At 60.2% G+C, this 14761-nt stretch carries 14 protein-coding genes; 11 read left to right on the top strand and 3 right to left on the bottom strand.

Annotation, left to right across the window (positions count from 1 at the left end; all coding sequences use genetic code 11):
* The first annotated feature begins 133 nt into the window (after positions 1-133).
* The 3 genes from AC3WP4_RS00820 (at position 134) to AC3WP4_RS00810 (ending at position 3466) form a co-directional block, all read left to right on the top strand.
* Positions 134-1132 carry a magnesium chelatase ATPase subunit I gene (locus AC3WP4_RS00820; protein ID WP_074877571.1) on the top strand — a complete coding sequence of 333 codons (999 nt, stop codon included), beginning with the start codon at positions 134-136 and terminating at the stop codon, positions 1130-1132.
* 119 nt (positions 1133-1251) lie between these two features.
* Positions 1252-1791 carry a vWA domain-containing protein gene (locus tag AC3WP4_RS00815; RefSeq protein ID WP_256581314.1) on the top strand — a complete coding sequence of 180 codons (540 nt, stop codon included), beginning with the start codon at positions 1252-1254 and terminating at the stop codon, positions 1789-1791.
* Between the two features lie 28 nt (positions 1792-1819).
* Positions 1820-3466: a phospholipase D-like domain-containing protein gene (locus AC3WP4_RS00810; RefSeq protein WP_102642470.1), complete on the top strand. Its 1647-nt coding sequence runs from the start codon at positions 1820-1822 to the stop codon at positions 3464-3466.
* A gap of 291 nt (positions 3467-3757) precedes the next feature.
* On the opposite strand, the gene AC3WP4_RS00805 is transcribed toward AC3WP4_RS00810, so the two are convergent.
* Together AC3WP4_RS00805 and AC3WP4_RS00800 are read right to left on the bottom strand one after the other, a co-directional pair.
* On the bottom strand, positions 3758-4984 hold the full coding sequence (locus tag AC3WP4_RS00805) for an NADH:flavin oxidoreductase/NADH oxidase family protein (RefSeq protein ID WP_102614307.1): 1227 nt from the start codon (positions 4982-4984) through the stop codon (positions 3758-3760).
* Positions 4985-5039: 55 nt separating this feature from the next.
* Positions 5040-6611 carry an MFS transporter gene (locus AC3WP4_RS00800; RefSeq protein WP_102614308.1) on the bottom strand — a complete coding sequence of 524 codons (1572 nt, stop codon included), beginning with the start codon at positions 6609-6611 and terminating at the stop codon, positions 5040-5042.
* Positions 6612-6714: 103 nt separating this feature from the next.
* Here AC3WP4_RS00800 and AC3WP4_RS00795 point away from each other — a divergent pair, with 103 nt between their 5' ends.
* Positions 6715-7581 (top strand): LysR family transcriptional regulator, encoded by an 867-nt coding sequence (locus tag AC3WP4_RS00795; protein ID WP_074877560.1) that lies wholly within the window; start codon positions 6715-6717, stop codon positions 7579-7581.
* A gap of 267 nt (positions 7582-7848) precedes the next feature.
* The gene (locus AC3WP4_RS00790; RefSeq protein ID WP_102614309.1) at positions 7849-9408 is read left to right on the top strand and encodes a TerC family protein; all 1560 of its coding nucleotides are present in this window, start codon (positions 7849-7851) and stop codon (positions 9406-9408) included.
* A gap of 67 nt (positions 9409-9475) precedes the next feature.
* Here AC3WP4_RS00790 and AC3WP4_RS00785 read toward each other — a convergent pair whose 3' ends face one another.
* Positions 9476-9907, bottom strand: a complete 432-nt coding sequence (locus AC3WP4_RS00785; protein ID WP_102614310.1) for a thioredoxin family protein — start codon at positions 9905-9907, stop codon at positions 9476-9478.
* Between the two features lie 484 nt (positions 9908-10391).
* Here AC3WP4_RS00785 and AC3WP4_RS00780 point away from each other — a divergent pair, with 484 nt between their 5' ends.
* The 6 genes from AC3WP4_RS00780 to AC3WP4_RS00755 all read left to right on the top strand — a co-directional run bounded on the left by AC3WP4_RS00780 (position 10392) and on the right by AC3WP4_RS00755 (position 14757).
* Complete coding sequence (locus tag AC3WP4_RS00780; RefSeq protein WP_074877549.1) at positions 10392-11240, top strand: transporter substrate-binding protein; 849 nt, start codon at positions 10392-10394, stop codon at positions 11238-11240.
* 52 nt (positions 11241-11292) lie between these two features.
* On the top strand, positions 11293-11955 hold the full coding sequence (locus AC3WP4_RS00775) for an amino acid ABC transporter permease (RefSeq protein WP_074877547.1): 663 nt from the start codon (positions 11293-11295) through the stop codon (positions 11953-11955).
* Positions 11956-11964: 9 nt separating this feature from the next.
* On the top strand, positions 11965-12627 hold the full coding sequence (locus AC3WP4_RS00770) for an amino acid ABC transporter permease (protein WP_074877545.1): 663 nt from the start codon (positions 11965-11967) through the stop codon (positions 12625-12627).
* Complete coding sequence (locus AC3WP4_RS00765; RefSeq protein WP_102614311.1) at positions 12624-13415, top strand: amino acid ABC transporter ATP-binding protein; 792 nt, start codon at positions 12624-12626, stop codon at positions 13413-13415. Before AC3WP4_RS00770 ends, AC3WP4_RS00765 begins: the two co-directional genes overlap by 4 nt.
* Positions 13416-13459: 44 nt before the next feature.
* On the top strand, positions 13460-13849 hold the full coding sequence (locus AC3WP4_RS00760) for a RidA family protein (RefSeq protein ID WP_007898265.1): 390 nt from the start codon (positions 13460-13462) through the stop codon (positions 13847-13849).
* A gap of 143 nt (positions 13850-13992) precedes the next feature.
* Entirely contained in the window at positions 13993-14757 is a 765-nt protein-coding gene (locus AC3WP4_RS00755; protein WP_033061664.1) for an IclR family transcriptional regulator, read from the top strand.
* The last annotated feature ends 4 nt before the right edge of the window (positions 14758-14761 follow it).

The following is a 14761-nucleotide window of genomic DNA, read 5'->3' as shown; positions in this document are numbered from 1 at the left end:
CGTTCCCACGCTCCGCGTGGGAATGCCTCAACGGACGCTCCGCGTTCGGCTCTTGGGACGCAGAGCGTCCCGGGCTGCATTCCCACGCAGAGCGTGGGAACGATCACATTACCGACCACAAACGAGACCCGACATGACCGACACCCCCCATTTCCCGCTTTCCGCCGTGGTCGGCGCCGACGATCTGAAACTCGCCCTCTACCTGACCGCCATCGACCCGAAAATCGGCGGCGTGCTCATCGAAGGCCCCCGCGGCATGGCCAAGTCAACGCTGGCCCGTGGCCTGGCGGACTTGCTCGCCAGCGGCCAATTCGTCACCTTGCCGCTTGGCGCCACCGAAGAACGACTGGTCGGCACCCTCGACCTGGACGCCGCCCTGAGCGAGGGTCGTGCACAGTTTTCCCCCGGTGTACTGGCCAAGGCCGACGGCGGCGTGCTCTACGTTGATGAGGTCAACTTATTGCCCGATCACCTGGTGGACCTGCTGCTGGATGTGGCCGCCAGCGGCACCAACCTGATCGAGCGCGACGGCATTTCCCATCGGCATTCGGCAAAGTTCGTGCTGATCGGCACTATGAACCCGGAAGAGGGTGAGCTGCGTCCGCAACTGCTCGATCGTTTTGGCCTGAACGTCGCCCTCAGCGGTCACACAGCACCGGTCGAGCGCGGCCAGATCATCCGGCGGCGGCTGGATTTCGACAGCGATCCCCACAGCTTCTGCGCCGAATGGGAACGCCAACAGCAGTCGCTGCGCGAACGTTGCCAGAAAGCACGCAGCACGCTGGCCAGCATCCCGCTCGACGATCTTGCGCTGGCGCAGATTACCGAGCGCTGCTTTGCCGCCGGGGTCGACGGCTTGCGCGCCGACCTGGTCTGGTTGCGCGCGGCACGGGCCCACGCCGCGTGGCGCGGGGCGAGTGCCATCGCCGAGGAAGACATCGACGCCGTTGCCGAGTTTGCCTTGCGCCATCGCCGTCGCGAGTCATCGCCACCGGCGCCGCAACAAAATCAGCCGCCCTCTACGCAACATTCCAACCCGAGCGAAGGCCAGGGCCAATGGGGTGAAATGCCCGCTCAGGCGCTCCCGGTGGGTGCCCGACGTGACGTGCCGAGCTGGCCAAAAAAGCCCTAGGCATTCGCCCTCGATCTGACGCGGGGGCGAATGCCAGACCCCGGGCCGGACGGCTGGACAACGGCAAACAGGGTAAACGTCACGCAGCGCGCAGCGGCTCGATCAATTGGCCCGGCACCTTGCTGAACGGTCGTCCGCGTCAACGCGACGATGTCTTGTTTCACCTGCGCACTCGCTCGCCCCACGAACTGTGGCTGGTGATCGTTGATGCCTCGGCTTCAACTCGCCGCCATCAGGCGATGAGCGATGCCAAGGGCTTGCTCGCGCAATTGTTCGACGATGCCTATCGCCAGCGTGTACGTCTGGCGTTGCTCACGGCCAGTGGACATGTGCCGAAATGGCAAGTGCAAGGGTTGAAAGCTTCCGCGGGTTTGCGCAATTGGTTAGATGGGCTGGGAGCCGGCGGGGGTACGCCGTTGCTGGCGGCGCTGGGTGAGGCGGGGCGCTGGCTGGCGGTCAGGCAGAAACGTTTTCCGGCGGAACGGCAGCGCTTGTTGCTGGTGACCGATGGCCGGTTGAAGGACTGGTCGATGTTGCCGGCGCTTGATTGTCAGGGGCTGCTGATCGACATCGAACGCGGGCCGATCCGGCTTGGGCGGGCTAAGGTGATGGCTGCCGAGTTACAGGCCGAATATCGACATATCGATGATATGGAGTGATCCGAAAAGATCTTCACAGGAGTGAGTCATGCGTGTTCTAGCCGCCAACCTTCAGGACGATTTTCGTGTCAAAGCCTACGCCGGCACCAATGGCGTGCTGTTGGCCATGGACCTGGCCGAACACCGGCGCAAAGGCCTCTTGGGGTTCGCCATCGAAAAGCAGCAAGGCGCCAAACCCTGGCTGTTCCTGTTCAACAGCCTGACCTTCCCCGGCAAGGCGCATACCTTTCCCCAGTTTCACGCCACCCCCAGCGATATCGCGCCATTACAGAAATTTCGCTGGGCCGATTACGCGGTCAATCCGGGGATGACGATCCATTACCGAATCCACCTGGCCTATGGCAGCGTTGATGCGCCGCAACTGGGTGAATTTCTGGAAGTGACGGTCACCTCCGACAATGGTCAACCGAACAACCAAAGTGTCATCTTCAATCGCGCAGTGGCGGCCAGCCAGGCGTTCCAGCGCAAGTTTCCCGAGCTCGACGCGCTGATCAGCGCCAACAAGAACCTGCCCATCGAAGCCTGGCCGGATGCTCCGCGGCAATGGCTGGAAAACGGTTTGCTCGGGCGTTTGCTGGGGTTTATCGAGCGTGCGGTGGATGGCCAGTGGGCGCTGGACATTGCCATCTACGAGTATGAATTGCAGGCCATCGTCGATGCGGTCAATGCCGCGTTCGAACGTGGGGTGAACGTTCGCGTGCTTTATCACGCCCAGCCGGGCGATGAGGACACCGCCATGAACGAGGCCAGCCTGGAGAAAATCCCGGCACAGAACAAACGCGGACGGGTCACCCATAACATCTTCCATAACAAGTTCATGGTGCTGAGCCGGCTCGACGCAGCGGGACAGCGTCAGCCCGAAGCGGTGCTTTGCGGCAGCACCAACTTCACGCCCAACGGCGTTTACCGCCAGGCCAACGTGGTGCATGTGCTGGACGACACACGCGTCGGCACCAGCTATCTGCACACCTTCGAGCAGGTCTGGGCTAACCCTGCGGATGTCGGTGCCACCCGAAACTGGCTTACGCAAAACAACCCGATGGATTCGCTGCAGCCGATGTTCACCGGTTTCTCACCCCGCTCGGGCAAAGGGGACCTGCAAGCGTTTGTCGAGATCATCAACGCTGCAAAAAAAGACGTGCTGTTCGTCACCGCGTTCGCCTTGCCCGACGACATCCTGAACGCTTTGCTCGGCTTGCCCCACGACGACATTTTGCGTTACGGCCTGCAAAACACCGCCAGCCGCATCACCGGTTTCCACGCCGACCGCAGCGCCGAATTCGCCGCCACCGCGCTGCTCAACACCGGGCTGGAAGGCTGGCTTCGAGAGAACATGAAAGGCCAGAAGGGCAACCTGCTGGTGCACACCAAAGCCGTGGTCACGGACTTCACCAGCGATGCGCCGACGATCATCAGCGGCAGCCATAACCTCAGTGCCGCGGCCAGCAATGGCAATGACGAGAACTACCTGATCATTCGCGGCGATACCGACCTGGCAGACCGTTATGGCCTGGAACTGCTGCGGTTCTACGAGCATTACCGCTTTCGCTACTTCGCCAGAAAACTCGCGCTCAAGCAGGTCCATCCGTTGGCGGCGGATGACAGCTGGACCGATGACTATTACCTCGACGGGGATTTACGCCAGCTCTCCCGATTGCGTTTTTCCGGACGGTAAACACACTCGCAGCGCAAACGCCGCCCTTGTGGGAGTGAGCCTGCTCGCGATAGCGGTGTATCAGGGGACATCAGATTTGACTGGTCGGGCGCTATCGCGAGCAGGCTCGCTCCTACATTTGGAGGCGATTTTCGCCAGGTCTCCCGATTGCGTTTTTCCGGACGGTAAACACCCTCGCAGCGCAAACGCCGCCCTTGTGGGAGTGAGCCTGCTCGCGATAGCGGTGTGTCAGGCGATATCAATTTTTGACTGATGGGGCGCTATCGCGAGCAGGCTCGCTCCTACATTGGATTACTTCATTTCCATCGCCTGCCGGTACTGGCGAGTCCGCCGGGCGATGTACACGCGGTCGAGAATCAACGCCCATAGCGCCGAAACATCAGGGCGGGTCTTGCGTCCACGGCTCAGGCGATCGAGCTGGAATTTCACGACGGCCATGCTCGCCAGGGCTGCCAGGGGTTTGCGCTTCCAGCGAATCGGCGGCAGTTGCGGGTGGCTGTTCTGACCTTCGCGCCAGCGTTTGACCAGTTGCGGTTCAATCGCCAGCGCTGTGCCGATTCCGGCCATGGCGATGCCGCTGTCGAGCACCTGTTCGACGATCGCCAGGCGTCGAATCCCGCCGGTCACCATCACCGGCATATTCGCCACCCGGGCCAATTCCCCGGCCATCTCCAGAAAGTACGCCTCACGCGCCAGGGTCCGACCATCCCGGGCCTCGCCTTGCATGGCCGGTGCTTCGTAGCTGCCGCCGGAAAGTTCCAGCAGATCGATCGATTGATCGTTGAGCCACTGGATCACCTGCCGGGCATCGTCTGCGTCGAAACCGCCGCGCTGGAAATCCGCGGAATTGAGCTTCACCGCCACGCAAAACTGCGGCGATACAGACTTGCGCACGGCGCTGACCACCGCCAACAACAAACGCGCGCGATTTTCCAGGGAACCACCCCAGCGATCGGTTCGGCGGTTGGTCAAGGGCGAGAGGAACTGGCTGATCAGATAACCGTGTGCGGCATGAACCTGCACCCCGGTGAACCCGGCCTTTTCCGCCAGGGCAGCGCTGGTGGCGAAGCGTTGGATGACCTCTTCGATGTCGTGCTCGCTCATGGGCTTGGGCTCGGCAAACATCTTCGAGAACCCACCCAGATCCAGTGCCACTGCGGATGGCGCCCACGCTTGCTGGCCGAGGTTGGCCATGGTCTGACGGCCAGGATGATTGAGCTGCATCCAGAACTGCGCGCCACCGGCCCGACCAATAGTGGCCCATTGGCGAAAGCGTTCCAGGTGCCGCTCATCTTCGAGCACCACACCACCGGGGCCGGTCATGGCGCGGCGGTCAATCATCACGTTGCCGGTCAGCAACAGGCCAGCTTCGCCTTCGGCCCACGCCTGATACAGCCGGAACAAGGCCTGCGCAGGGGCCTGCCCGCTGTCGGCAAGGTTCTCTTCCATCGCGGCTTTGGCGATGCGGTTGCCGATGGTCTGGCCGTTGGGCAAATTCAACATTTGGAAGGGCGACATACTTTGACTCCTCATCAGTGATGAGCAGAGGCTAAGCTTAAAGTTAACTTTAATGTCAAGCGCGCAAATGAGGCCGGGATGAAGGTTGGTGAATTGGCGCAGTTGAGTGGGCGGGAATGGGATTGCGCATCAGCGTGCCCACCACCAGCGCACCCAGTAATGCCAACAACCCCGCTACCCACAGCAACAGACTGAAGCCGCCGACGAAGGCTTGTCGGGCCAACGGTTCGACCATCGTGCGCGCGGTTTCCGGTAACAGGCCCATCGCCGCCGTCATGTCACCGGCCACTACCCGCGAGGCGATGTCTTGGGTTTGGCCGAGCCATTGCGCACCTTGTGCTGTCAGGCTCGTACGCAGCAATAGTTCGGTGTGACTGGACAGCAATGCACCGAACACGCCAATGGCCAGCACGATTGCGCTGAAACGCATGGTGGTGCTCATGCCTGACGCCATGCCGGTACGCTCCCGTGGCACGCAGGCCATGATGTTCTTCTGCGTATCGCCATTGAGCAGCCCGGCACCGGCACCCGTCACGGCAATCGCCAGGGCGAAGGGCAGGTAGCCGCCACTACTGACCGCCCAGGCACTGAGCAGATTGCCGCTGCCGACCAGGGTCAAACCGGCGGCCATCAATGTGGCCGGGGCAAATCGACTCGCCAGACGTATACCGATGCGCGGGCAAATCAGCATGGTCAGGGCAAACGGCAACATCCCCAACCCTGAAGCGATGGCCGAGAAGCCCAGGCCGTTTTGCAGGTAGAACGGCAGCAAGGTCATCATCACCTGGGCGCAACCGGCATAGGCAAACATGCCCAATAGCGCGCCAATGAAACGCGGATGCTTGAACAGTTGCAGGTCGACCATCGGCCGCCGCTGCATCCGTTCAATCACCACGAACAGCCCCAGCAACAGGGCACCGCCGATCAGCCGAGCGTAGGTCAGCGGATTGCTCCAGCCAATCCGGTTTGCCTCGATCAGCCCCCAGATCAGGCACAGCAAACTCGCACTGAACGCCAGGCTGCCCCAGGGATCGAGGCGTGCGGACTGAGTGTCGCGGGACTCTGGCACGGCACGCCAGACCATCACCATCAGGAACAATCCGACGGGCAGGTTAAGGTAGAAAATCCAGCGCCAGCCCAGGTATTCGGTGATCAGCCCGCCGACTGTCGGCGCAGCGGTCATCGCCACTCCCATGCATGCGCCCCAGAATGCCCAGGCCCTGGCCCGTTCCACTTCGTCGTGAAAGGTGTGGCCGATGGAGGCGAGGGCCGAGGTCAGCAGCAAGGCCGCGCCGACACCCTTGATCGCCCGGGCGATGTCGAGGAACAGCGCGTTGGGCGCGGCACCGCAACCAATGGACGCGAGAACGAAAATGGCCAACCCGCAGAGCAGGGTTTTCTGCCGACCAAAGCGGTCGGCGATGCTGCCAGCCGGCAACAAAAGGGCCGCGAAGGCCAGCATGTAAGCGCTGACCACCCATTCGATGTCGGCGAAGTTTGCGCCCAGGTCGCGGGCGATCGCAGGCAGGGTAACGGCGACGATGTTGGTGTCGAGAACGATCAGCGAGCAAACGCCTGAGGCTGTGAGTAATGTCAGGCGCGGGCTCACCTTGGGTTTGACGGGCATGGCAGCGTTTCTCTACTGTAAAAGTCAGTGCAGCTTATCGCCGGTTGCTACCGTCCTTGTTAGGTACGCCTTGTCACTTCATTACCTTTGAGCTAACGCACCGATGGATATTCGCCATTTCCGCTATTTTCTGGCCGTTGCCCGGCAAGGCAACTTCACCCGCGCCGCTGAACAACTCGGTATCGCACCGCCGACTTTGACTCGACAGATCCAGGACATGGAGAACGAACTCGGCACGCGATTGTTCGTGCGCCAGACACGTGAAGTCAGCCTGACCGAGGCCGGCGCCGCGCTGCTGATCGAGGCCGAGGCGACGGTGCGGCAATTCGAATACGCTCAGTACAACGCCCAGCGCGCCGGGCGCGGGGATATTGGCCATATCGAACTGGGTTACGTGGCGTCGGCGGTGTATTCGGGCGTGCTGCAGAAACAGGTGCAAGCTTTCGGCCGCGAGTGTCCTGACGTCAGCCTGAACGTGCGGGAAAGTCCCATGGCGTCATTGCCGATGATGGTGCTCGAGGGGCGTTTCGATATTGGCTATGTCCGCTCACCCATGACCTTGCCAGAGGGCCTGGAAGCCATTCGCCTGGACGCAGAAGGCTTTGTGCTGGCGCTGCCGGCCGAGTCCTGGCTGTGCCGACTGCCAGAGATTGGCCCGGAACATTTGCAGAACGAGACGTTCATCCTGCCGGAGCAAATCAGCGGCACCTTGCAAGTCGCCGCCGAGGGCGGATTTGCACCGAAACTGGGGGCGCAACCGGGCGGGCTGGTGGCGGTCATTGCGTTGGTGTCGTTGGGGCAGGGCGTTGCGGTGGTGCCCGAATCAGTGGTGGGGCATGTAGGTTTGCCCGGGGTGTTGTACCGGGCAATCAAAGGTTGCGAGGCGAGCTCGTGGTTGTCGTTGATTTATCGGCGGTTCGAAAAATCACCGGCAGTGGCGAGGTATATCGAACAGGTCAAAAATCGCTGATTACAGATTTTGTAATGATTTCCAGCTGTAGGAAATGTCGCTTTCGCCTGTACGCTCCAAGGCCTTTTTCCTTTCAGGACCTGCATGAACACCCTCTTGGAGCCTCCCGGTTATCCTTTCTCCTCGCGCGACTGCGCGGTCTTGATGCACGCGAAACACCCAGTCTTTCGACTTCTGAAGACCTTTGATATTGCAGTTCCACGGCTTCCGCGCCGCGCCTTGCCGTGCCCGGCATTCTGAATTCACTGAAGAGATCGAGACGTTTTTATGGAATGGATAGCTGACCCCACCGCGTGGCTGGGCCTGTTGACGTTGATTGTGCTGGAGCTGGTGCTGGGCATCGACAACCTGGTGTTTATCGCCATCCTCGCCGACAAACTGCCGCCCGAGCAGCGCGACCGTGCGCGGATCATCGGTTTGTCCCTGGCGTTGCTGATGCGCCTGGGCCTGCTGGCGAGTATTTCTTGGCTGGTGACGCTGACTCAGCCGCTGTTCGAGGTGTTCGACAAGAGCTTCTCCGGCCGCGACTTGATCATGCTGTTCGGTGGGGTGTTCCTGTTGTTCAAAGCCACCATGGAATTGCACGAGCGGCTCGAAGGCCATATCGGCCAACGCTCGTCCAACGCCGGTTATGCGCTGTTCTGGCCGATCGTGGCGCAGATCGTGGTGCTCGATGCGGTGTTCTCTCTGGACGCGGTGATTACCGCTGTGGGCATGGTCGATGAACTGGCGGTGATGATGATCGCCGTGATTATTTCCATCGGCCTGATGATCGTCGCCAGCAAGCCGCTGACCCGTTTCGTCAACGAACACCCGACGGTGATCATGCTGTGTCTGGGCTTCCTGATGATGATCGGCTTTGCGCTGACCGCTGAAGGCCTGGGGTTCCACATACCGAAGGGTTACCTGTACGCGGCCATCGGCTTCTCGATCCTGATCGAGGTCTTCAACCAGATCGCCCGGGCTCGCCGCAAGAAATCCTTGCAGGGCCTGCGACCGATGCGTGAGCGCACGGCCCACGCCGTGCTGCGTTTGCTCGGTGGCCGCAAGCTGGCGGCGGAGGAGGTCGGCGAGGAGATTGCCGACATGCTGGACAACGGTGAAGCACCGAGCGCAGAACTGTTCGATCGTCGTGAGCGAGTGATGATCAGCGGTGTGCTGCAACTCGCCGAGCGGCCGATCCGCACCTTGATGACCGTGCGCGCTGACGTCGACTACATCGACCTGTCCGACAATGCCGAGGCCATTCGCACGCGCCTGATGCATTCGTCCTATTCACGCCTGCCACTGATTCGCGATGGCGCCGTGGATGAGCCGCTGGGCTTCGTGCACAAGAAGGAATTGCTCAAGGAGCACCTGGCCGGCCACTCGCCCGGTCTTGAGCAGTTAGCGCGCAAGACCATCAACTTGCTGGACAGTTACTCGATCCTCAATGCCCTGGAGCAGATGCGCAAAGCCTCGACGCACATTGCGTTTGTGGTCAATGAATTCGGTGACTTCGTCGGTGTGTTGACCATGACCGACATTCTCGAATCGATTGCCGGCGAGTTACCTGACGCCAGCGAAATCGAGGGCCCGGATGTGGTCGAGCAGAAGGGTGGATTCATGGTCAGCGGCGCGTTGAACCTGGCGCGCGTGCGACAGCGGACCGGATTTGCGGCAGAACCCACCGACGACTATCAGACTCTGGCCGGGCTGGTGGTGAGCTTGCTGGATCGCCTGCCGATCATCGGTGACAGTCATGAGTGGGAAGGCTGGCGGATGACCGTGGTGGCGATTGAAGAGCGGCGTGTCACACGTGTGTTGCTGGCGCGTATCGACGGGTAATTCTCGCCGGATTTGAGGGGCTTTCGCGGGCTTGCTCGCGAAAGCGCTCAATCCGGCGACAGACAACTCAAGCCCTGCCCACCAGACGTGCCCGAGGTACGGTGCACAAAGTCCGCAGAGTTTGATGCAACCAGGCCAGGTCATGGCTCGGTTTGCGAGCTACGTATCTGGGTTTGACCTTGCCAATGTGCCTGGCGAAGTCTTCTTGCAGGGTTTGCTCGGTGCCGATTCCCTTGAGCTTCTTCAGCAGCTTTCCCTCCTTGTAAAACAGCACGGTGGGTGTGCCGGTGACGTCCGGGTGCCGGGGGGACTCGCTGGTGGTCAGCATGTAGATCTGCGCGTGATGCCGATACGGTTCGGCAATCTGGCGAAACACCGGTCCGGCCATTTCGCAGGCGGGACAGTGTTCACTGCCAAAGTACAGGATCACTGGGCGCCAGGTTTTCAAGGCCTTGCGATAGACCGGGGCCAGCGTTTTGCGAGCGATTTTCGAGCTCATTGAAATCTCCTTTTCACAACGGCCATTGACGGTCCATCGACGGTAAAGGAAGGCGCAGGGATGGGTCTACTGTCAGAAATAACAGGTAGGTAGGTTTTCCTACGTAGTCTTGGACACTCCTTACCGTGTTACAGGATCAACCCGACCGACTCAGCGGGCTTGGAAATGGATGCAGCCGAACGCTAATCGACCTTATCAAGCTTATTTTCCGCCTCCCTTGTCCAACGCAGTACCGCACCGAATTAGCCCATAAAAACTCCAACTGTGAACCAGGTACCCGCACTTTGTAGCCAACGGTAGCGGTCATTCACCTGTGCGTTTCGTAACGTTGGTTTTGTATTTTTCTCCATCCATCTGATTCAAAACACTTTTCAATCTCCCCAACATTCCCCTCACATCCTGTGGCACACTTTCTGCTGTCTATTCCGTTGTTACATACCAACATCCGGTATAGCGGAATAAACATCACCCTGGAGTGCTTGCCATGCATCGCCGACCTTCCTTGTTTAAAGCGTGTGTTTTTGTTTTCGCGGCTTCGGCTGCTGTCATGGGCGTGGCCCAGGCGGCAGACAGCAAGCTCGATAACGTGCTGGCCCGCGGGAAACTGATTGTGGGCACGGGCAGTACCAATGCGCCGTGGCACTTCCAGGGAGCGGATGGCAAGTTGCAGGGTTTTGATATCGATATCGCGCGGATGGTGGCCAAGGGGTTGTTCAACGATCCGAGCAAAGTCGAGTTCGTGGTGCAGTCGTCCGATGCGCGGATTCCTAACCTGCTGACCGACAAGGTCGACATGAGTTGCCAGTTCATTACCGTCACCGCCAGCCGCGCCCAGCAAGTGGCGTTCACGCTGCCGTACTACCGCGAAGGCGTCGGCCTGCTGTTGCCGGCCAACAGCAAGTACAAGGAAATCGAAGACCTGAAAGCCGCCGGCGACAGTGTGACCGTGGCGGTGTTGCAGAACGTGTACGCCGAAGAACTGGTGCATCAGGCCTTGCCCAAGGCCAAGGTCGATCAGTACGACAGCGTGGACCTGATGTATCAGGCGGTGAACTCCGGCCGTGCCGACGCCGCTGCGACCGATCAGTCGTCGGTGAAATACCTGATGGTGCAGAACCAGGGGCGCTATCGCAGCCCGGCGTATGCCTGGAGCCCGCAAACCTACGCCTGCGCGGTCAAGCGCGGCGACCAGGACTGGCTGAACTTCGTCAATACCGTCCTGCATGAAGGCATGACAGGCGTTGAGTTCCCGACGTATGCCGCGTCGTTCAAACAGTGGTTCGGTGTAGACCTTCCAACACCTACGATCGGTTTCCCTGTCGAATTCAAATGATCCTGTGAGAGCGGGGCGGTGATGTATCGCCCCGCTCAAGGTATTGCTGACCATGAACTATCAGTTGAATTTTGCCGCCGTGTGGCGCGATTTCGACACCTTGCTGGCGGGGCTCGGTCTGGGCCTTGAGCTGGCGCTGGTGTCGATCGCCATCGGTTGCGTGATCGGCCTGATGATGGCGTTTGCTTTGCTGTCAAAGCACCGCGCATTGCGGGTGCTGGCGTCGGTGTATGTGACGGTGATCCGGAACACGCCGATTCTGGTGTTGATTCTGTTGATCTACTTCGCCTTGCCCAGTCTGGGCATTCGTCTGGACAAGATCCCGTCGTTCATCATCACCCTGTCGCTGTATGCCGGGGCCTACCTGACCGAAGTGTTCCGCGCTGGGCTGTTGAGCATTCCCAAAGGCCTGCGCGAAGCCGGGTTGGCGATCGGTCTGGGCGAGTGGCAGGTCAAGGCGTACATCACCGTGCCGGTGATGCTGCGCAATGTGCTGCCGGCCTTGTCGAACAACTTCATTTCGCTGTTCAAGGACACTTCGCTGGCCGCGGCGATTGCCGTGCCGGAACTGACCTATTACGCACGCAAGATCAATGTCGAGAGCTACCGGGTGATTGAAACCTGGCTGGTGACCACCGCGCTCTATGTGGCGGCCTGTTACCTCATTGCCATGATGCTGCGCTACCTCGAACAGCGTCTGGCGATTCGCCGATAGGAGGCCCACATGTACGAATCCCCCAGTTGGTTGCATGAGTTATGGGTTGCCCGGGAAGTGCTGTGGCAAGGCTTTTTGACCAGTGTGCAGGTCTCGGCCCTGGCGATTCTGCTGGGCACGATGGTCGGCATCGTCGCCGGCCTGGTGCTGACCTACGGCAAATTCTGGATGCGCGCGCCGTTTCGGTTTTATGTCGACATCATTCGCGGTACGCCGGTGTTTGTATTGGTGCTCGCCTGCTTTTACATGGCGCCGGCGCTGGGCTGGCAGATCGGTGCGTTTCAGGCGGGTGCGTTGGGGCTGACGCTGTTCTGCGGCTCCCACGTCGCCGAAATTGTACGCGGCGCGTTGCAAGCGCTGCCCAGTGGTCAGATGGAAGCGAGCAAGGCCATCGGCCTGACGTTCTTTCAGTCTTTGGGCTACGTGTTGCTGCCTCAGGCGTTGCGGCAAATCTTGCCGACCTGGGTCAACTCGTCCACCGAGATCGTCAAGGCTTCGACGCTGCTGTCGGTGATCGGGGTCGCTGAATTGCTGCTCAGCACGCAACAGATCATCGCCCGGACTTTCATGACCCTCGAGTTTTACCTGTTCGCCGGATTGCTGTTTTTCGTCATCAACTACGCCATCGAATTACTCGGCCGGCACATTGAAAAGCGGGTGGCCTTGCCATGACTCCATCTAATAACGCTCACAACGATCAGCCCCTGCTGGACATTCGCGGGTTGCACAAAAAGTACGGCGAGCTCGAAGTGCTCAAGGGCGTTGACCTGAGCATGCAGCGCGGCAACGTCGTCACGCTGATCGGTTCCAGTGGCTCGGGCAAGACCACGCTGCTGCGTTGCGTGAACATGCTCGAAGAGTTCCAGGGCGGGCGGATCATGCTTGATGGCGAGTCCATCGGTTATGACGAGGTCAACGGCAAGCGCGTGCGTCACGCGGAAAAAGTCATTGCGCGGCATCGGGCCATGACCGGCATGGCATTCCAGCAGTTCAACCTGTTTCCGCACCTCACGGCGTTGCAGAACGTCACCCTCGGTTTGCTCAAGGTCAAAAAGCTGCACAAGGATGAAGCGGTGGCCCTGGCGGAAAAATGGCTGGAGCGGGTCGGCTTGCTGGAACGCCGCGATCACTATCCCGGTCAGTTGTCCGGTGGTCAGCAGCAGCGTGTGGCGATTGCCCGGGCGATTGCGATGAACCCGAGTTTGATGCTGTTCGACGAAGTCACTTCGGCCCTCGACCCGGAACTGGTGGGCGAAGTGCTGAGCGTGATCAAAGGCCTGGCCGAGGATGGCATGACCATGCTGCTGGTGACCCACGAAATGCGCTTCGCTTTCGAGGTTTCGGACAAGATCGTTTTCATGAATCAGGGGCGGATCGAAGAGCAGGGGCCACCCAAGGAACTGTTCGAACGCCCGCAATCACCGCGTCTGGCGGAGTTTCTCAAGAACACGCGGTTCTGATTTTTTTCAAAAGCATTTTCACTTTTCAACCAGGAGAAACACTCATGAGCATTACTCGTTACGGCACCGGCAGCACCGCCGGTGGCGGCCAGCCCCGTCCTTTCGCCCGCGCCGTTGAAGCCGATGGCTGGCTGCATGTGTCCGGACAAGTACCGGCGCTGGATGGCGAAATCATTGTGGGTGGCATCGTCGAACAGACTCACCAGACCATGAAGAACCTGATCGCGATTCTCGAAGAGGCAGGTTACGGCCTCGAAGACGTAGTGCGCACCGGTGTGTGGCTGGAAGACCCGCGGGATTTCTGGAGTTTCAATAAGGTGTTTTCCGAGTACTTCAAAAGCGAACACGCACCGGCCCGAGCCTGTGTGCAGGCGAACATGATGGTCGATTGCAAGGTCGAGATCGATTGCATCGCGTACAAGAAAAAGGCCTGAACCGAGTCGCGCCATCGCGGGCAAGCCACGCTCCCACAGGGGAATGCAATCTAATGTGGGAGCGTGGCTTGCCCGCGAAGACGGCCTAACGGTCGTCGCTGCACTCTGGTTAAACTCCCGGCACTTTTATGGGAACCAATGAAATGACCGAAGACACCATCAAGCGCCGGGCTCGCGGTCTGGACCGGGCGTTCGATATCCTGGATTTCCTCAAGGAAGTCGGCAAGCCCCTGCGCCCGAACGAAATCGCCAGCGGCATCGGCAGCCCCAAATCCACGGTCTACGAATTGGTGGCCTCCCTGCTGGAACGACGGATTCTGGAGGCCGTGGGCAAGGACGGTCACGTCTACCTCGGCCGTCAACTGTACTTCCTCGGACAGGCGCATCTGCGCCATTTCGACCTGACCCGCGAGGCCGATCACGCCTTGCAGGAGATCGTCAGCCAGACCCGCGAAACCGCGCAGATGTGCCTGCTCAACGGGCGCAAATACACCGTGGCCTTGATGAAAGAGGGCGAGCGGCATTTCCGCATTTCCTCGGACATCGGCGAGAACGCGCCGATCCCCTGGACCGCTTCCGGGCGCCTGCTGCTGGCGCACTTGAGCGACCAGGAAATCGTCGACCTGATTGACCACGATGATTTCATCCTGCCCAACGGCGAGCGTCTGCCGCTGGAGCAGTTTCTCGGTGAAATCCGTCAAGCCGCTATCGATGGCTTCTTCTCTTTCGATAGCGTCGCGGACACCTTTACCCATTGCTTCGCCGCCCCGGTCAAAGACCCGAACGGCGTGGCCATTGCGACCCTGTGCATCGTCGCCCCACGGGCCGATGCCAAGAACAACTACAACGACTACCGCCGGGTGCTGATCGACAGCGCCAACAGCCTGGCCCGTCGCATCAACGAATAACAGC

This window comes from Pseudomonas sp. FW305-20, assembly GCF_058788075.1.
The sequence above is the reverse complement of the archived record's forward strand: the minus strand, read 5'-3'. Positions and strand labels throughout refer to the sequence as shown.